This window comes from Pseudoalteromonas sp. A601 (genome assembly GCF_002165575.1).
In the GTDB taxonomy this organism is placed as follows: Bacteria; Pseudomonadota; Gammaproteobacteria; order Enterobacterales; family Alteromonadaceae; genus Pseudoalteromonas.
Genome location: NZ_MXQF01000024.1, coordinates 13,438 through 35,886 on the forward strand (window position 1 = coordinate 13,438; position 22,449 = coordinate 35,886).

Consider the following 22,449-nt stretch of genomic DNA (forward strand, 5'->3'; position numbering starts at 1 on the left):
ATTATAAAATTTGTATAGAATATAAAAAATGACTTAAGTAATAGGGATTTCTCTTGGAAAATACAAATATTGATGCTCCTCGACTAACAGATGATGATTTTGAAGAGGAGTTTGAAGAAGAAATACTTGAGCCCTTTGATCCAGAAAAAATATCTATCGAACAGAAAGTTGTATCTATGGATGCAATTAAGAGAAGGTTGAAACAAGGCTCTATTCGCTTATCGCCCGACTTTCAGAGAAACGAAGTTTGGGATGAAACTCGTAAAAGTCAGCTGATAGAATCTATTATGCTTAAAATCCCTTTGCCAATGTTTTATGTATCTGCAAATGAGCAAGGCGAATGGGAGGTAGTCGATGGTCTACAAAGATTATCTACAATTAGAGATTTCTTACTTTTAAGTCCACAGACTGGTTTGCCATTAAAGTTACAAAAGCTAGAGTTTCTACAAAAGAAATTTGGTGCAATGACATTTGCGCAAATGGAAGAAGATCCAAAGTGTCAAAGAGTACTAAATACTATAATGGAAACGGAGTTAAGGTTTACTGTTATTAACCCCGGAACACCTGAAGATGTAAAACGCAATATTTTCAAAAGAATCAACACTGGTGGACTACCTTTAACAAGCCAAGAAATAAGGCATGCGTTATATCAAGGAACTTCAACTGAGTTGCTAAAACAATTAATGGGGAGTCAGTATTTTATCGACGCCATTAACTCAAAAATAAACGATAAAAGGATGGCAACAAGAGAGCTAATCCTTCGCTTTGTCGCATTTTATATATTTGATAAGGTTGATTATAAAGCTAGCCTAGATAAATGGCTTAGTGATGCTATGAGAGTAATTAATTTATTTCCAGAGCTTGAAGAACGTAAACTCATAAAATTATTTCCTGAAAGCCAGATCCCAGTAATAAAAACAAATTCCACTGATGAAATTAGGTATAACTTTGAATTAGCAATGTATAGAGCTAAAAGATTATTTGGTGAGCATGCTTTTAGAAAGTCTACAATTCATGATGATAAAAAGACTCCTGTGAATAAAGCTCTCTTCGAATGTTGGTCAAACATTTTATGTAAACTTTCTGAAGAGGACTTTAATAAGCTACTAAAAAATAAAATTGAATTCAACAGGGACTATAAGCAAAAACTATTGAATGACGATTTAATTAACTCTATTAGTAGACATGCTTCACAAGCTGTTAGAGGTGTTAACTTTCGGTATAACACTTTCAATAGCTTAGTTAACAAATATTTGGAAGTGTTATGATTGAAACATTAAACCTAGTAAATTTTAAATCTTTTGTTGATTTAAAATTACCACTTAAACCGTTGACAATTCTTTCTGGTTTAAACAATTGTGGGAAAAGTTCAATTATACAATCACTAAGAATGTATGAAAAAGCATGCAAAAATAGATCACCTTTACTAGAGGGTTATGGTTCTTTAAAGGAACTAAGATCAAAGTTCGCAAACCCAAACGAACCAATAGAGATAAAGCTATGCTTTGTTGATAAATCAGATGATAAACTCATACTTCATGAAGATGAATCAAAGCAAGAAGCTCCTAATAAAAAACCTATATTATCTTTTATATCAGCTGATAGACTTGGCCCCCAGACTTATTTGCCTCTAAGTAATAGTTTAAGCTTTCCTACCATAGGCGATAGAGGTGAATATGTATATGAGTTTATTGACAAGCTATCACTTTCAATAGTTCCAGAATCGATTCAGCATGAAAATGGTGAGGGAGATACACTTCCTTTAGCTATAAAAGGATGGTTATCTGAAATATCTCCTAATGTAGAATTTCAATATAAACTAAATCCCAAGGTTGATATATCACAAGCTACATTCGATGAGTTCCGACCTAAAAATGTTGGCTTTGGAATAAGTAATGCTCTTCCTATAATTACTACAATTTTAGGACATATAGCTGAAAAACCACTGCAGGGATGGGATGATGACTGGGGTGATAAGTGGGATAAATTAAGAAAAAATAATACTATCATTATAATTGAAAATCCTGAAACCCACCTTCACCCCAAAGGTCAAACTGCTATGGGGGTTTTACTAGGTATTGCCGCATCTCACGGCATACAGATGATAATTGAAACTCATAGCGACCATTTGATGGATGGCATTAGACTTGCCTGCAAAGAGAAACATGTTTCACACTCTGATGTGGTTTTTCATTACCTATCTAAAGAAAATACAAAATCTGAAACAACGATTCAAACTCCCAAGATGGACGAAAACGGGAAGCTAAACTTTTGGCCTAATGGTTTTTTTGATCAATCAATGAAAGTAAGAGCTAAATTAGCAAGGAAGTAATATGGATCATTTGCTTTGTATTAATACAAATAGCTTTCCAGCAGATTCTGAACAGTTAGCAGTTGAGCTGTTTGGCGATGCTCTTCAGGGCGTATTGGAATTATTTATAGAAGATAACGATAGAGTCATTTTTTATTTAGATGCTTTAAAAGATTTATGTTTACATGAATTAGTGCTTTGTGAGGGGTTTACATATAATGACTTCTTAGCTTACCTTGAGGCTCAAAGCGAATTTGACCTCTTATCAGTTTTATTAGAAATAGAAGATAAATCTCCCGCCTTAGATTTTTTTAATGATAATGAATTGGATGAAATTGGCAACTTCACATATTTTCTACCCAACCAAGGTATATATCAATTTTCTGATGTCTTTAGTATATCTGATCATCTAAGTGCAAAACTCTTAAGCTTGAACACTTCTCCAGAATGGAATAATCATCAATTAGAGTTTAATAAAACACAGAACGGTGAATACAATCATAATACTTGTATCATTGATAATATTTCTACAAAAGCGCATGGTAGCCTTTTGTATGAAATATATAACTCACTACAATTAAATACGGCTTGTTCTACAGCATTAATATCTAATGAAGTCCTAAAATGGTTTTCTGAATTAAATATCGAAAACAAAAATATTGTCTACAAGAAGTTAAGCTACTGCAATGAAAGAAACTTCAGAGGCAATGAGCCGCTGTTTAAATCAATTGTTGGAACACCAGGCCTATGGGAAGTCAGGTTCAGTGCCTTTTCAGGAGGAGCGATTAGGATGCTTTATAGAACTTACAATGATAAGAATATCCTCTTAGTAGGTTTCATAAAAAAATCGGACAATGAAGGATACAAACAAAATATACAACAAGCTGAAGATATATTTATCAAAACATACGCAGTTTGAGCTACATATGTGCTATACAGAAAGATGATAAGCAAGGATTAAAACTGTAACCTATTGATTTTATTGGTAGTCCCTGCAACCACCAAGCAGGACTTATAAGCATATGATAAATAATAATTATACATTAATAAAATGCAATACGTGTAACATAGGGTGTAACAAAAATATTTTTTGTAACTTTTGAAACACCCAGGACTAAAATAAATAAAGTTTTTTAAATTACTTTACTGAGCGTACTGAACATCGGCTCTAAAATACCCTGGAACAGGGTAAGTTACATCGGATGGAGCCATATAAAATACATGGAATAAGTAGCTACCATCTTCCGGTAATTCATATTCAATATTTTCTGTACAGCTATAGGGCCCTTCGTTAATGCTAAATCCAATAGCACTACTATTTTCCCCAGCACCACTTCTACACCTAGTCAACATCAAGACTGGTATAGACTCTTGCAAATACGAGTTTAAGAATAACTTATCACCCGCCTTACCTTCATATGCAAAGTAATTATTATTAAGATCTCTATTAATTTCATTATTTTCAGTAAAGCTTATTTTTCTAGGTGTACTTGGTAAACCACCAACACCATTTTCAGTTAAAATAGTCCTCTGATTATTCGCAACAGTATCTATTGTAAAATAACCATAATTAGATCTTGGATATTCAAAATTAATAGAATGTTGCCCAGCTTTTAAATCAAGTACAACTCGGTGATCACAAGCAACACCAGTACTATCAACTGTTATAAACCCACTCTCTTCAACTGTACTACTTCGACATCTAGTTTTATCGAGTGTCTTCATTCCAAGTTCAAGCAATGCTGATATGTAAACTTTCGAGTCTTTTTCTAAATTAATAGTAAAATAATTCTCGAAAGCATCAACGTTAATTTCATTTTTCTTAGCAAATGAAACTTCACTCGGATTACTTGGCATCCCTCCAGGATTAAATTCACTTCCTGAGTCAACAGTACCACTGCTGTTATCGGGTACTGAACTATTTACTGATTCGCCTTCACTACTACCTCCACAACCGGCTAATGCTAATAGTAAAATTGAAACGGTTATATGTTTCATTATATTCCTTTATTTGTAGTTCAATCTCTAAGTAACAATTACGAAGAGTTTTTATATTAAAATGCTTTATCAGCACATCTATCGTTTTAAATCACATTAACTGGCCAAATTAGAACCTATTAAATGTTCAATCTCTTCTAAATACTTTTCCCACTTGGTTACTAAGGCGCGCGTAACTTCGAACTCATAGCGAGAATAATCATTCCCTTTAAACCAATCATGAGTTTTTTGAGATACTCTGTCTTTATAGCCAGCTCCCTGCCCCCACTCTCTATATAAAACACTCCAAAGCACCTTATCTGTTTTCATCGTGCTTTCATAAGCTGAACGACCTCTTGATAAAGCTAGCTGTGCTATTTCATCTATACGTATATCTGTTGTATTTCTAAGTTGTTTAAGTAAAGAGTGTGCTGGCTGTAGTTCATTTTGAGCAAGCATATTCTCGATCAAAGTGTTTAAATCGCTTTTAACTGGGTAAATTTTATTTACGCATTGGGCACGTGCTCCCGATGCTATTTCTTGATAATAATCTAGATTATGCCAATCACCACTTCTATTCACACTAGCCCTAACACTGGCGGCATACGTCCCTTTTGCGCTAATTGTTTTTACCAAAGGTAAGAAAAACTCGTTTAGCGTAGGTGTAGAGCCTCGAGACTTTTTTAACCAAGGCTCCAAAGTCATTTTTACTTGTCGTTTTGCAAGCTCTGCTGACTCTGATTTCAACTCGAGTTCGATCTCATTAACTGAATTACTAATTTCGGCTAGACGCGCTTGGTGGTGTTCACGTAATGCTGAGACTTTATCAATTAGCAGCCTAAGTAAGCCAGTTGGCTTGTCCTGTTTCGCATCAAAAAATTCAATATCAAGTTTATTTACAGCAAACTTTTGTGAAAGCTCACTACTAATTTGATCGGCTTTAATATCACGACCATCTTCTTTATCACCTACCGCTTCTTCATAATCCATAACATCTTCAGCTTCACCAGCGCGGTCTAAAACAAGTAATGCTGATTCTGAATTTATGCGAGATTTTAAACCCGCTTGAATCGCGCTATCTATCATTCGTGAGCAGGTTTGATCTGGCGCATCATTGAAGCGAGTACAGAAAACACTTAGCGTTCGGTCATCTGTTAAACATTGGTCTAAATCAACTCTGTTAACTGTCTGGTCAACTCCCTTTGTATCAACAAACGTAAGTGTAAAATCGCCGCTATTAATATTGAGCTCAGGTACGTAAAGGGTTATTTTTTTAGCCAAACTAACATTAGGTTGAGTCGCACTATTTATTTGTTTAAATGTATTGTTTAACCATTCTAAGTTAGGCTCTGAGCCATCATTTTCAAAACGCGTTTGAGTACGTTTTTCTAGCTTAATAATTCTATTAAACTCATTAATTAACTCATCACGACTAAAGTCTCTTGCAAACACTTTCGCAAAGTCAGTGGCAATACGTTTACCATCAACCTTTTTACGCTCTATTTTCAGATCAAGCATATTACGAATAGCACGCTCAACCTCAGCGCTTAATTTAAAACCTTCCTGATCAGCATCACTGTTATCTGATTTTAAATATAAAGCAAAATCCAGTAAAAAACTTTGTACCTCATCGTTTGTATAAGGTTCAACATCAATCATAGCTTGTTGGCTATGCTTTAAATGAACTTCACACAATGTAGTTCTACCTGAGCCAGTACTTAATACAGGCGTGCCATTGCTCACTAATCCAAGCAAATGACAAATTGATGTTGTTTTACCAGCACCAACATTACCAATAAACGCTATTTTATGATTTTTATCGTCTAAGTAGCTTTCACTACGCTCATACAATTCGGCGTGGTTTTCGAGCTGTTTTCGAGTCGCACTTTGCATGTGCTCAGTCATTAATGTTTCTATCTTTTTAATTACGTTTGTATTCATTACTTTTTAACTTCCATTATTTAATGCGTAATAATGTAAGTGAGTCTATGTAAACTCACTTTTAAATATTGTACTTACAACGCCTGTTCGACTATAGCATCGGTGAGGTGAAGTTTAGTCGTTTGTGCGTCGGTTAAACGGGCTTTAAGTTGATCGCATAGTGTAATTAGTTCATCAACTCTTGCAATTATAAGTTGTTGTTCCTTTGTAGAGCATAAAGGGAATGCCATCATTTCTAATTGTTTCGTTGATATATGCGGCACCCCGTTACTTCTGCCAGGATCAATTGAACTCATGAACAAGTCCGACTCAAGCCACCTTGATAAAAAAGCTGGTGTGACTATATCCGCAAAACTATGAAATTTAGCAACTCGCTGAAGTAACAAACATGGTAAATCTTTCGGCTGAATAACAGCATATTTTAAACCAGTATTTATAATCGGACGATCTAACGAAATTACAATATCGCCCGCCTCTAGTTGAAATTTGCTATATTCATCAGCCATTGCCTCTGATAGGCATGCTTTTTCATACCATTTAGTATCACCATGCGCGATATTGATATTTCTTAATAACTTAATACCTTGCTCTTGAAACCATTCACTTTTGAAAGCAAAACCGTTAAGGAATCTATAAATATCCCCCAATCTAACCCATTCCCACCCATCAGGTAACTCAAACGGTTTTTCTTCGTCTGTAATTTCTGGCAGTGGTTTTTGCTTTTTGATTTTTTTGTCTTTAATCAATTGGGCTTTTTCTGCTGCTATGCGCTCTAGGAGTTTGGTGGCGGGTTCGTCATTTGGGTTTTGTGGGACGAGCTTGCCCATTACTGCGAGTTGTAAAATGGTTTGTTTTAGCGTGTCGATGCTAGCGGTGGTGGTGAATAGCGTGTCGAAGTGTTCGCTTAAGCGTTGCCAGTTTTGTTGGAATTGTTGAGCGGTTTGTTCGGGCGTTGCTCCTTGCTCTGGTGCTTTCAGCAAGGCCTCTAACAGCACTTCAACTAATGTTTGGTGTGCCGTAATACTATTTTCAGTTTGTGCCTCAAGCGCATCACACAAGCCCATTAACTCATCTACTTTGGCGACTATGCGTTGTTGTTCTTCCAGTGGTGGATATGGAAAAGGCTCTTTTTTTAATGTATCCACCGAAACCATGTTTTTTTGAGCTGTACCTTTTAAATCAGAAAGTGTATCAGTCATCATGTAGAAGGCTGGAAATAAGATTTTAAAATACTCATTCGTTAGCGCATTATTATTCAGAGCTATTTTTAATAAAGCTTGATTAATGATACCTCGCTCCATATTTGGTGGAGCAATCGCAACTTTACCGACGGTACCTGAGCAACTAATAATTAAATCATTAGGCTTTACTTCAAATGCTTTAAGTTCCTCAAACTTATCCAAATCAATATAATATTCTCCGCGGAAGAAATCATCATTAATCGCATGCTGTTGCTCATAAACTTTGTATCCACTTTCAACAAAGTATGCCTTTTTCAAAGCACTACCAAATGGCCCCCGCTTAATCGCATAATCTTCATGTGCAATAATTTGTGGAATATATGCTAAACACCATCCTTCAGGGAGATCTATATCAGTTTCAGGTACTCCCTCCATCTCCTTAACTAAACTTTGCTTCTTAATTTTTTTATCTTTAACCAATTGCGCTTTTTCAGCAGCTATACGTTCTAATAATACTGACGCCGGTTCGTCGTTTGGATCTTGTGGCACTAATTTGCCACGCACTGCAAGATCTAAAATAAGCTCGCGGAGTTTTTTAATGCCATGAAGCGAAAACTTTTTAGATGAGCCTCGACCTGCTGACGACTTTTGCTCGATGGCCGTCGTCCAAATATCAAGATGTTCGGTTATTAGCTGCTCTGCGTTTTTGCTTGGTGTTTTTGACTTAGCCATTACTTGCCCTCAGTATCTTTTGATAGGGCCGCTGACAATATGCCTTTAAGCTGGTCACGCAGTGCTTGTATGTCTACTTGTTGCTTTGAATAGTCGGCTAATAGCGCTTGTGGGTCGTGGCTTATTACCTCGCCTACATGCGGGTTTTTAATGTCGAGGTTGTAGTTACGAGCAATAATATCGTCGATTGATACTTTCCATGCTTGCTCGGTTTCAGTACGGCAGGCAAAGCCATCTGCTTCGTTGCCCCACCATTCGAGCTCCGTTTTGAACTCTTCAAACTTCATTGGTTTGGTTTTGTTGTAGTTTTTAACGCCTGTTGGGTATGGGTGCTCGTAAAACCACACGTCTTTTGTTGGCGTACCTTTGGTAAAGAATAGTATGTTGGTTTTAATACCGGTATACGGGTTAAACACGCCATTGGGTAAGCGTATTATGGTATGTAAGTTACATTCCTCTACCAGTAGCTTTTTAATTTTGGTTTTTACGCCTTCACCAAACAAGGTGCCGTCTGGCAATACTACCGCAGCGCGCCCTTTAGTGTTGAGCACTTCTATAATGAGCTGTAAGAACAAGTCGGCTGTTTCACGAGTTTGCATGTCGCTTGGGAAGTTTTTTTCTATGCCGTCTTCTTCAGTGCCGCCAAATGGTGGGTTGGTGATGATTACATCTACTTGGTCATCCCAGCTTGAAAGCGGTTTATTTAGGGTATTGCCGTGTTTAACTTGTACCGGTACCTCAATGCCGTGAAGCATCATGTTGGTAGTACACAGTAAGTGCGGGAGTTGTTTTTTCTCTACGCCGTGTATTTGCTTTTGAAGTATTTGGTGGTCGTCGCCCGATTTAACATAGTTTGCTTTTACATGGTCGAACGCACACGCTAAAAAGCCACCAGTACCACAAGCAGGGTCCATGATTGACTCGCCTAGTTTTGGGTCGGTTACTGCCACTATAAATTTAGTGATAGCGCGCGGGGTGTAAAATTCGCCCGCGTTACCTGCGCTTTGTAAGTCTTTTAGTATTTGCTCGTACAGATCGCCAAATAAGTGGCGCTCTTTTGAGTCGGTAAAGTCTATTTCGTTTAGTTTATTAATCACCTGGCGTAGGAGAGTGCCATTTTTCATATAGTTAAAAGCATCACTAAATGCCTCTTTTACTACATAGCCGCGTGGGTTTTTATCTATGGGTACGGTTAGATTTTTAAGTTCAATAAACAGCTTATCGTTTACAAACTCTAAAAGCTCATCGCCGGTTATGCCTTCGTTATCGGCCGCCCAATTGCGCCATAAAAATTGCTCTGGGATTGGCTCGCGGTAGTCGTCTAGTTCAAGCTCTAGTTCTTCTTCTTGCGCGTCGAATACTTTTAAAAATAGTAACCACGACATTTGACCAAGGCGTTGTGCGTCGCCATCGACACCGGCATCTTTACGCATAATATCTTGAATTGATTTAATAGCTGAACTGATAGACATAGTATTCTCTTGTTTGATTATTTTTATAAACAGCGGCTAAAAGCAAAGATGAAAGCTGTTTAATTTAAATGGTTTAATGCTTTGCTGTGGCTAATACATAGCAACAGCAAACATAAATTTAGGCTGTTTTAGGCGCTGGCATTTGGTAAATTTCGGCCTCGAGCTCTTTAAGTGCTTGCTCGTATTGTGGTTTGCCACCAAAGCCTTTTTTTACTATTTCACTTAGGCTGCCTATTTCGTTAAATGGCGCTACTTTAAGCGCTTGCATAGATTCGATTTCTTGCACGCCTACATCGGCGTATTTTAGCAGAAGGTTCTCGAGTACGGTGTGTGCGGTGCCCGAATATTTAGTGAAATAGTTACGCTTTTGTACGTTATCTGCGCGCTCTTTACGGGTAAGGGGTGGTTGGTCGTAAACTACATGGCAGATCATATCAAAAGGGTCCATATCTTTGCCGACTTCTTCCTCGAGCGCTGACCAAATAATGCCTTCTTCGGCAAGTTCATCTATTACTGCTTGTTTACGGTCTGATTCATTCCAACGTTTTACAAAGTCATCCAATGAACTGTACTGCTTGCTCATGGTTTTACGGGTGTAATCTATAAACGATTCGGTAACGAGTTTACCGTCGGTATCGTAATACTGTACTCGCTCTGCCACTTTATTAACGGTCACACCTGATATACGGTATTTAACCATTTTGTTGGTTTCGTCATCCCATTCGCCATCAGGCATGCCATCGCCTTTGGGATCGTTAATAGTGTCGTTATTGGCATTGCTTTCATCGTCAGTTGGTTGATCATCGAATACGCTATCAGGCTGCTCTTCGGCCGTTGTATCGTCTTGTAATTCAATATCAACGTCTTCGTTTTCAATGTCGGTTGGCGTTACCTTAATTACTTTTTCTGGCGTGCCATCAAAACGTTCATCGGCAAACAGTTCGGTGGCTTTTTTAAAGTCGAGTATGGTAAACCATAGCTTGCCGTAGCGGTCGTCAATACGGGTACCACGACCAATGATTTGCTTAAACTTGGTCATTGATTGTATGTTTTGATCAAGTACCACTAGCTTACAGGTTTTAGCGTCTACCCCTGTGGTCATAAGCTCTGAGGTGGTAGCAATTACTGGGTATGGGCGTTTAGGGTTTATAAAGTTGTCGAGCTGGCCTTTACCTAGCTCGTCGTCGCCGGTGATCTTCATCACGTATTTATCGTTTTTAGCCATTTGATCTGGGTTTAGGTTAGCAATAGCACGGCGCATACGTTCGGCGTGGTCTATGTCGTTACAAAACACAATGGTTTTAGCCATAGGGTCTGTACGTTTTAAGTAGTTGGTAATGGTTTCGGCTACTAGCTGTGTGCGCTCGTCAATGACCATAGTGCGGTCGAAGTCTTTTTGGTTGTATATGCGGTCTTGTATTACTTCGCCGTTGTTATCAACTTGGCCTTTTGTTGGCCGCCAGCCTTGTAGGTCTACATCAAGATCGACACGCACCACTTTGTATGGCGCTAAAAAGCCATCTTCTATGCCCTCTTTAAGGGAGTAGGTATAAGCAGGGTCGCCAAAGTAATCGGTGTTTGATACTTCTTCGGTTTCTTTTGGTGTCGCGGTTAAGCCTACCTGTGCTGCGCCTTTAAAATAAGTAAGTATCTCGCGCCAAGCACTATCTTCACTTGCGCTACCACGATGGCACTCGTCAATAATAATAAGATCGAAAAAGTCTGGGTCTACTTGCTTAAACGCTTTTTGAGATTCTTCTGGCCCTGTTAGCGCTTGGTAAAGTGCTAGGTGTATTTCGTAAGCAGGGTCGATTGTTCTGCCGGTAATTTTGGTCATTGAAGTACCAAACGGCTGAAAGTCATTAATACGCGTTTGATCTACTAATATATTGCGGTCGGCTAAAAACAAGATGCGTTTCTTAGCGCGTGACTTCCATAAGCGCCAAATGATTTGAAACGCGGTATAGGTTTTACCGGTTCCGGTTGCCATCACAAGCAGTACGCGGTCTTTACCTGACGATATAGCCTCTACTGTTTTATTAATGGCTTGAAGCTGATAATAGCGCGGGTGTTTACCGCTACCATCATCGTAATAGGCTTGGTTTATTATAGGAAGTTGCGATTCTGTATAGCCCTTGTAGGCACAATATTTAGCCCAAAGCTCTTGCGGTGATGGGAAGTCTTCTAAGCGTATTTCGCTTTCAAGGTTATGCGCGTCTGGTGTGCCTAGCTTAGTTTTATCGTGGAATATAAAACCATCGCCATTGGAGGCGAATATAAACGGCACATCGAGCAGCCTGGCGTAATCTAAGCCTTGTTGAAGGCCTTTACCTACTTCATGCTTATTCGCTTTAGCTTCAATAACAGCAAGTGGCATGCTGGGTTTATGGTAAAGCACTATGTCAGCCGATTTAACCGTTTTACGTACACCAATCTGCCCACGTACAATTACTTTACCGTCACGTAATTTAACCTCTTGGCGTATTTGAGTTATGTCGTCCCAGCCTGCGGTTTTAACTGCGGGTAGAATAAACTTGCTGATTATATCGGTTTCGCTGAGCTTTCTTTTATCCATAACTTAAACCATCCCTAAATACTGTGCTATGAGTGCACACAACTCGTTGATTCAACGCGTTTCATGCTATTTAGTGATGCTATATAAAATACGGTTAATAAGCAAAAATAAAAGATAGTCAAAGTGATGAGAGTATTAGAAATAAAGAATGGAACAAATCGTTTTTTAAGCCGGCCAATTGTTCCAAAAATTAACAAATATCGCTATTTATCATAATCTTAATTATTTTAATGTTCCATTTCATGTTCCTGTTTGTTCCGTTTTATAAAGCCCAATTCGATTAGTAGGCTAACCTTAAAGCCATTTAAGTAAGCCCCACTTTTAACTATTAATTTAAAAACAGACCATACTTTAAACTCAAAAGGTGTAGAAAAGTTTTGATTTTTCCCAGTTTAAAAAAAACGAAGACCTCTTTGATGTATAGGCCAGTGATACTACTTATAAGTGTCGTAACCAGCCCACCACTCTTCAATAGTTTGATCCTGCGGCCTTCGTGTATGACCTCCCTTATATTGCTCTATAGAAGGGGGTATAGCATTACTTAATACCGCACTATCTTGTTTACTTATATCGTGGTTATTGAACTCCGTAGCAGTTGGTATCCGTAGTTTATTGTGCCCGTGATTATTCACACACGTAGTTAAACTACTTTCAACACCTTGATATATATGATTGTTAGGCAATTCGCAGCCACCAATAGATGCCTCTTCATTTTGCCCCGATAAACCGCCACTGTTAGCTGACACCATAACGCCACTACCTTGCCCCTCATGTGCCGCCGATACGCCACCACTTACAGCATCTAAAATTTGCTGGTGAGTAATATTTGCTAATCTAAGACTTTGCGTTTCGAGCTTATTCTTTTTATTCAACTCTGCTTGCCAAAAGTAGCTTTTCATCACGTTTATTTTTTTGTAAAGCTCACTTGGCCTCCTTGGTTTAGGCAAATTAGAGCGGCTCCAAAATCTTAAGAGTAAACCTTGAGCTGGTGGATTGAAAAGCTTCCCTGCTAAACGTCCGTGCTTTTTCTTTCGGTTTAGTGATACGTTAAAAATTGTGTAGTAATCTTCACGTAACTTTAAATCAATGAAGCTCATGGTAAGGCCATCATACCTGCTTAAATAACGCCCTACTTTAAACTGTGTGAATTGATATATTGGCTGCTGGGTCACTTCGCTGATCTGTTCTAGTAAATAATTACTATTATCTTGAAGCCACTTTTCAGGGACCATCTTGCCACTGCTGGGAATAATATTTAATTTGCCGCTGATGATGCTAATTACATCACCACGGTTAATTAAATCTTGAAGCTTGACCATACTGCCCCCTAATTATCCAGGAGGTATTTGATTGGTTTTAAAAGCTCAACTTTTTGCTCTGATGTGAACTCAGCTAATTTGCGATGAACACGGCTTTTATTAATTGCTTTGATGATCATTTGAGCTACTTCAATGGAGTAGAAGCTATATTTATAATGACCACCGATACCATCTGAATTAGGTATTTTTTCACGTGTGAATGTAAAACCATAGTCACGTTCAAGATCTGTAAAGTAGTTTCTTCCACTCGATAAACCGACATTACGTAAAATATCTAATTCTGTCGCCCCTTCTGGATGAGCAAGAATATAAAGGTTAGCGCGTTCTGTTTTAGATTGCGGCTTTTTAGGGGCTAGGTTTGCGGCTTGGTTACCGCTCGCAGCCCCCATTATGCTGCTCCTTTATGGTGTTTTACACTTGGTAGGTTTTCGAGCCATTGCTGAATATCACTTTCAAGCCAGCCCACCGAGTTTAAACCCAGCTGCTTTCTTTTTGGGAATAAACCTAAGCGCTCTTTGCGTCGAATGGTTGATCGACTTAAGCCTGTAAGCTCGATTACTTCTTGAAAACGTAAAATTCTGTTGTTCATGGAGATTCGCCTTGTTTCGTTATAGTTCAAGGCGGATATTAGAGTTTCAGAAAAAAAATTCCTGCAAGCTAAGGGGTGGTTTCAGAATCCTAACGTAACTTTCTATTTTTTATGTTTAATGTATTAGTTATTAATAACTTAACCTTTTGTTTTTTTTAACCATTCATTAATTATTTTTGGGATTGTTTCAGGCTCAAGAGGTGGTTCATGAGTACTTGGCCAAAACAGCGGTGCTTTATCAATGACAAGCTTTGTGATCTTGGCCCCCTTTATCGTTCCTGTAGATGTAACACATTGGTCGCGGTATTGAGCTAAAACGGCTAGTGCCGCTCCAAGAACTTCTTCACGATCCTTGGCATAGCCTTCAGCTCTACCTGGACGTTTTAAAGGATACAAACTACTTTCTGAACAACTTTGATTTTCTGTACTTAACTTAATTTTTTTTAACGCTGAAAAAGCAAAGAAGTCATCACGCTTTATAAATAAATCATTAAACTGAGGATAGAAATATTTAATATAAGTATGTGGTATTTCATCTTTCGGAATATCTTGAGAAGTCGAACATATTGACCAAACTTGCCCATTTTCAGAAACTACTCTGTCAATTGACTCTATCACCTCTAGCTCATAACCAGTATTACCTCCATTTGGTAAATTTTTTGATAGCAGTTCTTTAATTCGAGGATAAGCTTCCATTAAATCTAACTTGTAATAACCAACTAATTTATATACCTCATGCTCTTCGTTGTCATAATAAGGAATACTATAGTTAATACCTATGTGCCTATCTTGAAAAAAAATTTTTGAATCCCTATTACGATAACTATAAGGACTCTCAACAGAGCATCTTAAGTGCTCACTAGGAGGATTACTTTTTTCGCACTTAAACCCATTTTCATTATCAAAGTAGACATAAAATGAAAGCTCTTGTTTAAAATAACTCTCAATAAGTTCAATTAATAATGTTTGACTGGTATAGCATGAGTTATTTTTCAATAACCAAATGGCGTGATCAAAATCAATAAATTCATCCATAATATTATTTTCCTAAATTGCTTTTAGATGGGTATTTCCAGTAACAGAATAATTACCTTTACTAGCTTCTTCAATATGATCCGACCACCAGCACATCATTTTTCGTCTGCGTTCTAAGTAATCAGTTCGGTTGTAGGCAGCACGAACTTTATTCTTATCTACATGTGCTAAAGCTGCTTCAATAACATCACTATCAAAACCTTGCTCATTTAATGTGGTGCTAGCAAGCGCTCTTAACCCATGAGCTGTTTGCTTGCCTATTAAACCCATACGCCTAAGTGCTGCGCCCAACGTTTCTCGGCTGGCATGTGCTCTAGGATCTTTATCAGCGGGGAAAATAAATTCTCGATGCGAACTAATAGGCTTTAGGTACTCGAGTATAGCTAGTGCCTGCGGTGATAAGGGAACTGTGTGTGGTTTGCGCTTTTTCATTCGCTCAATGGGAATATTCCATAGCTTATTTTCAAAGTCTATTTCATTCCAAGCAGCACCGGCAGCTTCACCAGGGCGAACCATGGTATGTAGTTGCCATTCAAATAAGCACCGTGTCATTAACTTAATATTAGCGCTATTCACTATGTTAATCAGTTTAGGAAGCTCCTTGGGTGTGAAGCTAGCCATGCTTTCATGTTTGGCAGAGTCAAATGCTTTACTTATACCACTTAGGTTATTTGTTTGTATTCGGCCTGTGTTAATAGCAAACTCCATAACCTCATTTACTCTGCGACAAATACGCCCAAGAATATCGAGCTTATCAGCTGCGGCTAGAGGCTTTAATGCCGCAATTGCTTGTTGTGCCGATAACTTGCTAATCGGCACTTTCCCTAAAGAGGGAAACAAGTGGAGCTCAAAACCTCTTCGTAAATTAAAAGCATATCGCGCGCTTACTTTTGGCTCTTTTAAGGCTATCCACTCTTTAACTACGGCTTCAAATGTACTTTTAGCTTCAGCAGCTTTATGGTTTGCAAATGCCTCTTTGTGCTCTTTAGGATCTATGTTCTTTGCTAATAAGGCTCTGGCCTCATCTCTGCTCGTGCGAGCATCAGACAAAGTTACATCTGAATACATACCAAAACTAATTTGAGCTCTTTTTTTGGTGTAGGGTTTAGAGTAAGTAAATAACCACATTTTTGAGCCATTTGGCTTAACTCTTAAAGCAAGGCCTTTACCATCAGATAAAAGATATTCCTTTTCTTTTGGCTTCGCTTTTTTTACTTGGGTGTCATTTAATGGGGTAACTAATTTAGGCATTTAACGCTCCACTGTCGAACGGGTAACCAGCGCTTAGAAAACAAAAAAAGTTATAATTTAAATTCTTTCTTTAATTTTCATCTGGTTACGACTTTATGTTACACCAAGCACTGAATATTGGTTCGGTGTAACAAACAGTGTAACTAAAAACTTGAATTATGGCGATACCCTATGAACCAAGGTGGAACGCCAAACCCTTTTAAATATAGGGTTAAAGGATAATTATGGTGTGTAGTGAATCACCCTGAATAGTGATTGTGGTAGCCCCTGCAGGAATCGAACCTGCAACTGCCCCTTAGGAGGGGGCCGTTATATCCATTTAACTAAGAGGCCACATTCGAGCTTCGAGCTTCGAGCTGATAGCTGATAGCTGATAGCTGATAGCTGAAAGTATAACGGTTTATCCTATTTACAATCAAGCAGTTAAATGAACTTAATACAAGGCTAGTTAATACTCGCGCGTTTGAGGTTTATATCATCGTTTTTTAACACATAATACGGCAATACTTTTTGGCTGCTGGCGATCACTCGCTTGCTTTGTACATCTATCACTCGGGTGTTTACCTCTACCCCGCTGCTGCGATAAATTAACGTGCCTGATAATACATGGCTGGCGATACGTTTGTTGGCTAGGTTTTCAATATCACGAGAAAACACAAAGTCGCCACGTTCGTTAACTAAGATTTGATCTGTGGTTTTAAAATCAACCACCCCGTAACCAAACTGCTGGAGTTGATGAATAAATGACTCTGATAATTGGTTACCTAATTGGCTACTGTTATTCAAGCTTGCATCTAAATCTACAAATGAGGTAACAGCAATCGCTATGTCTTGCTCTGATTGCATAGTATCAACCAAATCCAGCGCCATTTGTTCAACATAGTTGACCAATGTTTTATGGTGCTTTAGCGGAGTAAACTGGGTTGAATCTTGATATTGCTGTTCGTCATTTAGTTGTACTTGGCGAATTAGCTGATTTAAATCATAGCTGGGAGCTGTAACTTGTGCGTTATCAACCTTTGCCTGCTCTGGACTCGTGTTATTTGCATTACAGCCCACTAACAGCGAAGCCGCTAGGCTTAAGCTAACAATTGCAGCATGTTTAGTTAAAAATGCCATACTCGTCTCACTCATTCGCTTGTTTAAGCATTACGCCATCGGTGCGATAACTGCTGTCTAGCGCATCGACCACTGACTGTGGAATAAAACCTTGCGCAGAGCCAACCACTGCTTTACTGGTTAAACCTACGATGCGTGCATTTACTAATACACCACCTTGATGGTTTACCATAGTACCGGCCAACACATAATTAAAGTTTTGCTCTTGGCTTAGCTCTAAATAGTCACGGCTAAATACAAAGTCACCGCTTGGCGTTACCCGCATATAGTCTGTGGTTTTAAAGTCAATTACGGGTACACCAAAACTGTGTAATTCGTGCATAAAGCTTTCAGCTAGCTGATTACCTAATAAAGTACCATCGTTATATTCGTCATCAAGATAAATAAAACTCGATACCGCTAAAGGCGTTTTAGTGTTTACGTATTGCAGGTTCTCGGCCATATCTTGCATGATGCCACGCACATAATGATTGATATTTTTACGTGTTGGGGTCGTTATTTGGCTGCTGTCGTTCATTACAGCGGTATTTTGATAAAGCGAAGTTGTTTGTCCAGGTTCAGCAACTGTGCGCTGTTTTGCTAACTGAGGCGAATTATCTTCAACAACGGTGCTGTTGTCGTCCATCATTTGCGAACAACCAAAGCCCAGTGGCAAACATAAAGTAAGTAATAAGCGTTTCATAAGGGCTCCTAATTAGTATTCACTGCGATAGATATAACCATCGCGTTGCTGAATTTTTTCATCACCCCACATGACATTGATAGGGATCTCAGTATTTGCCGCAGACGTAATTACGTTATCTTGCGTATTCACCATGCGGGCATTAACAATATAGGCATGTTGTTGCCGCGTAAGCGTGCCGGTGATCACATAGTCAATATTCTGGCGTTGACGTAATTTTGATATATCTCTGCTAAGCATACTATCGGCAGAAGCTGATAAATTTATAGTGTTTTCTAGGCGGTATTCAATAATGTTATACCCCAGCTGGGTGAGCTGCGTAATCAGGCTTTCTTGAATTTGTTGACTAAGGCCATCACCTTGTCCTTGAGCTAGGCCTGTCTCTAAAGAATCAGCTAGATAAAAGCTCGTAACAGCAATGCGTGCCGAGCTTTTAAAAGGCCCTTTAATATGGCTCAACTGAGTGCTTAAGTCACTAACGTACTGATGCACAGTAAACGGAGCCATCGCTGGGTTTTCAATAGGGCTTTGTCTTGTATCTGGCTCATCACCAGTCAAGCTACAGGCTGTAAGGCTGATTGAAAGTAAAAGTATTATAAGGCGCATATTTGCCATCCTCTTGATGCATGGCAGATACAAAGCAATAATTATGCCTATTTATAGTTTGATGGGATTGTCTGTGAAATGACTAACGATACAGCTGACTTGCTGTTGCTTTAATTTATCACAATCAGCTTGGGCATTTTTTTGATATTGATAAGCACCAAGTTTAAGTCGGTAGTAAGTAACGCCGTTCACATCAATAGGCTCTACATTTGCTACAAACTTACCTTCAAATAATTGTGGTGCTTTGCCTTGGAGATCTGCAACGCTTTTAGCTAGCCGCACCTTCTGTGTTACTGAAGCAACTTGAAGTGCATAAATAGGTTGAGTCGTAACCTTTGGCTTTACTGCCGTTACTGGAGCAGCAGGCTTAACCTCGGGCGAAGTAACTTCTGCTTGTTCAGCTTTAGAAGACTCTTGTGCTACAACTGCATTAAGTTGATTTATTAACAATTTTAGATCTTGTTCTATGACCAGCAATCGTTCAACTCCAGGTTTTGCTTGTTGCCACTGAGCTGCAGATTCTTTTAATTGCGCAAGCTCGGTTGCTGAAATACTTACCACTTCTTCATTGGTAACTTGGCTTTGTTTATTTCCAGCATCTGTACTGTTGCAGCCAACAAAGGTAGTGCATACCAATAAAGTTAATATACTTTTAAAAATATGTCGTAACGCCATCAAAAGCTCCCTATTTTATTAATGTGTTATTTGTTGGGCCTTAACTGTGCAATTTAAGCCTTTATTTTTTAGGTTATTACATGTGCTTTCAAGCTTTGTAGAAGCATCTATGGCATAGCCAATAGCTAATACATAACGCTCATTTTCTTGCAAATAGAACGCTTCATTTAATGATTCAGGCTTTAAATGCTGTTTTATTAGCTGAAAATACGCTTTTAAAAACGCTAATGAAGAAAAGCTACCCGCGTTAGCAATGTAGCCTGATGCCTTTACTTTTTCAGTTAAAACAAAATCAACCCCCATCACAACGTCGCCCTGTGGGGATAAATTAACAGTTATATTCTGCGTTTCTTTTAAGCCTTTATTATCTTTGTAATTATCTTCAATAACAGCTTGGTATTCGCCAGGTCTTAAATCAGTGAAAAGATAATAACCGTCGTATGCAGCTTGTGTTTGCGCCACTTTGTTACCTTGTATGTCGAGTAATGCAATTTTTGCATAGGGCTTAACTTCATTTGTTTCTCCCTTATGTAAATACACCACACCTTCCACTTCGCTTGAGTTATTAATTGGGTAATCCATATATTCAATAAACCCAGCCCGCGGAGTAATTGAAAAGCCTTCATGAGCTGGTACTAAAAAGGGATCTGGAAAGCTGTCTTTATCTAGCACGATATCTGTAGTGCGATTGGCCGGCATTGAAGTAAGTAACGCAATACCTTGTTCATCGGTCACTGCTTGGCGGTAGTTTTGTAAGCCTTTAACCTTAACACCAGCAACGCCCTGCTCACCTTCGTCCATGGTGCCATTGTTATTTTGATCTAAGAAAACTCGAACCATTAAGCTACCAGTACTCGTTAAACTGCGATTTGTCATAAAAGTACGGTTGTTTTGTGCATCAAACCCAAAGCTAAAGCGGCTATATAAGCTAACAAGCCAATTATCATTACTATCGTAGTTAACAGTGCTGCTTAAATTAAAGTTATCATTTTGCCAATTCAAACCTAGATCAGCAGATTGAACATTCTGATTTAACGTGTTTCTAAGCGTCAATTCAGCTTGCAATTTCGCCGTAATACTGCGGCTGAATTCGGCTTGGTAACTTAAAATATCACTCTGTGGTGATATTAAATAATCAACACCAAAACGACTATATACCCGACCTATTCGTCCTTGTATACGAGTTGCGCCATACACTTGACTATGTTCATTTACTTTTTGCCATTGCAAAAGATTGTTTACCGAAAATCCTGAATAGCTATAATTAAATCGGTTATAGGCTTGCTGTAAATCACGCCCTAAACTTGATTGTTGTAATAAAAAGTTATTTTGATAATGAAGCCGGCCATAATTATTTTCCATCAATTCGCCTGACATATCGAATTGATAGCTTTGAAAATCTTGCTGTTGATCCGAACTATCACTTACAGTAAAAAGGAGTGATTGCTCTGCCAATTGCGTTCTCGCGGTGAGCTCAAATTCATTTTGTTGTTGATTGTTTTGCTCATAGTCTAGATTCAACAACAGTCTTTCAAACAGGTTAATATTGCTGCCAAAGGCAAATTGGTAAAAGTCGTCGTCTTCACGCTTTTGCGCCATAGCACCGGTATAAATAGCAATATTATCCGTTAAGCCTCGTTCGTAACGCCCCGCGGCCAACCAGCCACTTTGTTGTGAGTTACTTTCATTTCCTAGTAATTGTTTACCTTGCTCTGACACTGACACTTCGTATGTCGCTTCACCTTGGCCTAATTGGTTGCCGTCAATAAAATAATATTCTGTTTTACGTTCAACTTGCCCTTGCGGGCCGTAAAAGATCAATTCAAAGTTATTTTCACCATATAATAAATCAATATTATCAAATAGGTAGCGACCATCTGCGAGGCTTAACTGTTGCTCAATTAACAAACCATTGCGATAAAGCTCAACATCCCAACCCGGTTGAATAGCACCGGTGAGGTTAATTCGATTATTATCTATATTGCGGTCTAACTGGTAATTAGAAAACTTAACACCACGTCCGTACTGACTATTATAGCGACTCCCGACTTGTGTCGCGGTGATATCACCAAACCGTATTTCGCTTGCAGCAAAGGCACCGAGTAGACTACTATCTAGCGCTTGTTTAGAGAATGTTAGTCGCGAGTCTGTTAATAGGTCTTGCTCTCGCCCGGCTAAAAAGTATTCTGCTGAAAGGTATGCAAAATCTTGCGCACCTAATAATGAATAACTAGTGCGGCTACTGTCATTATCTCGGCGGTAATTAAGTTGTAAATCAGCCACTGGGGCAGAAATCACTTGATAAGGGCTGGCTTTCCAAGGTTGGGTAGGTTGATTATTTCCGTGCTGTTGGTAACTAAATTGTTGGTTTCTCCTTTGCTGTTGAGCGACAACAGGAAACAACTCATCGCTGGTTACTTCGAGCGCTAAATTCGCGTAATCAGGAGAGACCTTAACCATAAAAGCAGACTCTAAAACTGCTGCATCAATATAAATATCATCACTAATCAATAGTTGTTGTGAAGAAAGTACCACCGCTTGATTATTTACAAGGAGTCTGGCTGGTTTAGTGGCACTGAGTGAAAATAAATTACTTTGCTCAATAAACCACCCCGCTGCAGAGCCACTTGCCGTATCAACATTTATAGCAAGTTGTAATATTTCGACTAACACCGATAAGCCAAGCAGGACTCCTTGCTCACTTTTTATTGCAAACACTTCACCAAGGTACATATCGTTGAGAGATAAAGAAAAAAGTAAAAATTCACCTGTCGCAATACGGTGCGTAGCAGGCTGGCTAGGTTCAACTGTAGCGGGCTGCAATGCAATGCCTTTCGAGTGAGGTTGATTTAATTTAGCTTGAATCGCTTTCAGCGTGCGCAGCACATCATTTGGCTGCACAGTGCTTGCAAAGCAGTGTGAGCTTAACAGCATGAGGCCAATGGCCAATATACGGATCACTTTAATAACTTAATATCGCTTAA

General features: G+C 38.7%; 18 protein-coding genes and 1 tRNA gene. 3 read left to right on the forward strand and 16 right to left on the reverse strand.

The window, feature by feature from the left end:
* Window positions 1-53 precede the first annotated feature (53 nt).
* Genes B5G52_RS16540 through B5G52_RS16550 form a run of 3 tightly spaced genes read left to right on the forward strand, consistent with a single transcriptional unit; the run spans window position 54 to window position 3,230 of the window.
* Window positions 54-1,268 carry a DUF262 domain-containing protein gene (locus tag B5G52_RS16540; RefSeq protein ID WP_087533754.1) on the forward strand — a complete coding sequence of 405 codons (1,215 nt, stop codon included), beginning with the start codon at window positions 54-56 and terminating at the stop codon, window positions 1,266-1,268.
* The gene (locus B5G52_RS16545; RefSeq protein ID WP_087533755.1) at window positions 1,265-2,332 is read left to right on the forward strand and encodes a DUF3696 domain-containing protein; all 1,068 of its coding nucleotides are present in this window, start codon (window positions 1,265-1,267) and stop codon (window positions 2,330-2,332) included. Before B5G52_RS16540 ends, B5G52_RS16545 begins: the two co-directional genes overlap by 4 nt.
* A 1-nt stretch (window position 2,333) precedes the next feature.
* Window positions 2,334-3,230: a type II toxin-antitoxin system RelE/ParE family toxin gene (locus B5G52_RS16550; RefSeq protein WP_087533756.1), complete on the forward strand. Its 897-nt coding sequence runs from the start codon at window positions 2,334-2,336 to the stop codon at window positions 3,228-3,230.
* Between the two features lie 224 nt (window positions 3,231-3,454).
* Here the strand turns inward: B5G52_RS16550 and B5G52_RS16555 are convergent, their stop codons facing one another.
* The 16 genes from B5G52_RS16555 to B5G52_RS16630 all read right to left on the reverse strand — a co-directional run bounded on the left by B5G52_RS16555 (window position 3,455) and on the right by B5G52_RS16630 (window position 22,426).
* On the reverse strand, window positions 3,455-4,309 hold the full coding sequence (locus B5G52_RS16555; RefSeq protein WP_087533757.1) for a hypothetical protein: 855 nt from the start codon (window positions 4,307-4,309) through the stop codon (window positions 3,455-3,457).
* 96 nt (window positions 4,310-4,405) lie between these two features.
* Window positions 4,406-6,229, reverse strand: coding sequence for a hypothetical protein (locus B5G52_RS16560; RefSeq protein WP_087533758.1), 1,824 nt, complete (start codon window positions 6,227-6,229; stop codon window positions 4,406-4,408).
* Window positions 6,230-6,303: 74 nt separating this feature from the next.
* Window positions 6,304-8,142 carry a restriction endonuclease subunit S gene (locus tag B5G52_RS16565; protein ID WP_087533759.1) on the reverse strand — a complete coding sequence of 613 codons (1,839 nt, stop codon included), beginning with the start codon at window positions 8,140-8,142 and terminating at the stop codon, window positions 6,304-6,306.
* Complete coding sequence (locus B5G52_RS16570) at window positions 8,142-9,614, reverse strand: N-6 DNA methylase (RefSeq protein WP_087533760.1); 1,473 nt, start codon at window positions 9,612-9,614, stop codon at window positions 8,142-8,144. The genes B5G52_RS16565 and B5G52_RS16570 overlap by 1 nt, the downstream gene beginning before the upstream one ends.
* Before the next feature lie 118 nt (window positions 9,615-9,732).
* Complete coding sequence (gene hsdR, locus B5G52_RS16575) at window positions 9,733-12,189, reverse strand: EcoAI/FtnUII family type I restriction enzme subunit R (RefSeq protein ID WP_087533761.1); 2,457 nt, start codon at window positions 12,187-12,189, stop codon at window positions 9,733-9,735.
* A gap of 434 nt (window positions 12,190-12,623) precedes the next feature.
* Window positions 12,624-13,508, reverse strand: coding sequence for a hypothetical protein (locus B5G52_RS16580; protein WP_087533762.1), 885 nt, complete (start codon window positions 13,506-13,508; stop codon window positions 12,624-12,626).
* Window positions 13,509-13,516: 8 nt separating this feature from the next.
* Complete coding sequence (locus tag B5G52_RS16585; protein WP_087533763.1) at window positions 13,517-13,897, reverse strand: hypothetical protein; 381 nt, start codon at window positions 13,895-13,897, stop codon at window positions 13,517-13,519.
* Window positions 13,897-14,097, reverse strand: coding sequence for an AlpA family transcriptional regulator (locus B5G52_RS16590; protein WP_087533764.1), 201 nt, complete (start codon window positions 14,095-14,097; stop codon window positions 13,897-13,899). Before B5G52_RS16590 ends, B5G52_RS16585 begins: the two co-directional genes overlap by 1 nt.
* Window positions 14,098-14,235: 138 nt before the next feature.
* Complete coding sequence (locus B5G52_RS16595) at window positions 14,236-15,132, reverse strand: hypothetical protein (protein WP_087533765.1); 897 nt, start codon at window positions 15,130-15,132, stop codon at window positions 14,236-14,238.
* Between the two features lie 12 nt (window positions 15,133-15,144).
* Window positions 15,145-16,383 carry an integrase domain-containing protein gene (locus B5G52_RS16600; protein ID WP_087533766.1) on the reverse strand — a complete coding sequence of 413 codons (1,239 nt, stop codon included), beginning with the start codon at window positions 16,381-16,383 and terminating at the stop codon, window positions 15,145-15,147.
* Window positions 16,384-16,641: 258 nt separating this feature from the next.
* Window positions 16,642-16,716: transfer RNA gene (locus B5G52_RS16605), tRNA-Arg, on the reverse strand.
* Window positions 16,717-16,827: 111 nt separating this feature from the next.
* Entirely contained in the window at window positions 16,828-17,502 is a 675-nt protein-coding gene (locus B5G52_RS16610) for a FlgO family outer membrane protein (RefSeq protein WP_087533805.1), read from the reverse strand.
* Window positions 17,503-17,509: 7 nt separating this feature from the next.
* Window positions 17,510-18,184, reverse strand: a complete 675-nt coding sequence (locus B5G52_RS16615) for a FlgO family outer membrane protein (RefSeq protein ID WP_087533767.1) — start codon at window positions 18,182-18,184, stop codon at window positions 17,510-17,512.
* Window positions 18,185-18,196: 12 nt separating this feature from the next.
* Window positions 18,197-18,790 (reverse strand): FlgO family outer membrane protein, encoded by a 594-nt coding sequence (locus tag B5G52_RS16620; RefSeq protein WP_087533806.1) that lies wholly within the window; start codon window positions 18,788-18,790, stop codon window positions 18,197-18,199.
* 51 nt (window positions 18,791-18,841) lie between these two features.
* On the reverse strand, window positions 18,842-19,465 hold the full coding sequence (locus tag B5G52_RS16625) for an SPOR domain-containing protein (RefSeq protein WP_087533768.1): 624 nt from the start codon (window positions 19,463-19,465) through the stop codon (window positions 18,842-18,844).
* Between the two features lie 18 nt (window positions 19,466-19,483).
* On the reverse strand, window positions 19,484-22,426 hold the full coding sequence (locus B5G52_RS16630) for a hypothetical protein (protein WP_087533769.1): 2,943 nt from the start codon (window positions 22,424-22,426) through the stop codon (window positions 19,484-19,486).
* Between the last annotated feature and the right edge of the window lie 23 nt (window positions 22,427-22,449).

Bases quoted from the DNA above. Each gene is read 5' to 3' on its own strand.
- B5G52_RS16560 (WP_087533758.1), bottom strand. From the start codon at position 6,229: ATGAATACAAACGTAATTAAAAAGATAGAAACATTAATGACTGAGCAC.
- B5G52_RS16545 (WP_087533755.1), top strand. From the start codon at position 1,265: ATGATTGAAACATTAAACCTAGTAAATTTTAAATCTTTTGTTGATTTA.
- B5G52_RS16550 (WP_087533756.1), top strand. From the start codon at position 2,334: ATGGATCATTTGCTTTGTATTAATACAAATAGCTTTCCAGCAGATTCT.
- B5G52_RS16590 (WP_087533764.1), bottom strand. From the start codon at position 14,097: ATGAACAACAGAATTTTACGTTTTCAAGAAGTAATCGAGCTTACAGGC.
- B5G52_RS16615 (WP_087533767.1), bottom strand. From the start codon at position 18,184: ATGAAACGCTTATTACTTACTTTATGTTTGCCACTGGGCTTTGGTTGT.
- B5G52_RS16580 (WP_087533762.1), bottom strand. From the start codon at position 13,508: ATGGTCAAGCTTCAAGATTTAATTAACCGTGGTGATGTAATTAGCATC.
- B5G52_RS16625 (WP_087533768.1), bottom strand. From the start codon at position 19,465: ATGGCGTTACGACATATTTTTAAAAGTATATTAACTTTATTGGTATGC.
- B5G52_RS16620 (WP_087533806.1), bottom strand. From the start codon at position 18,790: ATGCGCCTTATAATACTTTTACTTTCAATCAGCCTTACAGCCTGTAGC.
- B5G52_RS16585 (WP_087533763.1), bottom strand. From the start codon at position 13,897: ATGGGGGCTGCGAGCGGTAACCAAGCCGCAAACCTAGCCCCTAAAAAG.
- B5G52_RS16570 (WP_087533760.1), bottom strand. From the start codon at position 9,614: ATGTCTATCAGTTCAGCTATTAAATCAATTCAAGATATTATGCGTAAA.
- B5G52_RS16565 (WP_087533759.1), bottom strand. From the start codon at position 8,142: ATGGCTAAGTCAAAAACACCAAGCAAAAACGCAGAGCAGCTAATAACC.
- B5G52_RS16595 (WP_087533765.1), bottom strand. From the start codon at position 15,132: ATGGATGAATTTATTGATTTTGATCACGCCATTTGGTTATTGAAAAAT.
- hsdR (WP_087533761.1), bottom strand. From the start codon at position 12,189: ATGGATAAAAGAAAGCTCAGCGAAACCGATATAATCAGCAAGTTTATT.
- B5G52_RS16610 (WP_087533805.1), bottom strand. From the start codon at position 17,502: ATGGCATTTTTAACTAAACATGCTGCAATTGTTAGCTTAAGCCTAGCG.
- B5G52_RS16600 (WP_087533766.1), bottom strand. From the start codon at position 16,383: ATGCCTAAATTAGTTACCCCATTAAATGACACCCAAGTAAAAAAAGCG.
- B5G52_RS16555 (WP_087533757.1), bottom strand. From the start codon at position 4,309: ATGAAACATATAACCGTTTCAATTTTACTATTAGCATTAGCCGGTTGT.